Origin of the sequence: Pseudomonas sp. SIMBA_068 (genome assembly GCF_046534705.1) — a bacterium.
In the GTDB taxonomy this organism is placed as follows: Bacteria; Pseudomonadota; Gammaproteobacteria; order Pseudomonadales; family Pseudomonadaceae; genus Aquipseudomonas; species Aquipseudomonas putida.
On record NZ_JAWRYI010001669.1, the window covers coordinates 1 to 236 of the forward strand.

Consider the following 236-nt stretch of genomic DNA (forward strand, 5'->3'; position numbering starts at 1 on the left):
GTATGTGTTTGCGTGGTAAAGCCGGTTGGGGAGAAAATATTGCGCTTATTACATCAATGGCTAACTCATTCGGTGCACGTTGGTTTGACGAAAACTGGAAGCCTCAGTTTAATACACCTGAATGGGAAAAAACTCTTCAGTACTATGTTGATGTTATGAATGAATCAGGTCCTGCGGGTTAGTCAGCTAATGGCTTTAACGAAAATCTAGCATTATTTCAAACCGGTAAGTGTGGT

At 41.1% G+C, this 236-nt stretch carries 1 pseudogene; it reads left to right on the forward strand.

The features are described 5' to 3' along the window. Window positions 1-179 (forward strand): annotated as a pseudogene (locus SB756_RS35410) (extracellular solute-binding protein); the annotation flags it as partial. Window positions 180-236 lie beyond the last annotated feature (57 nt).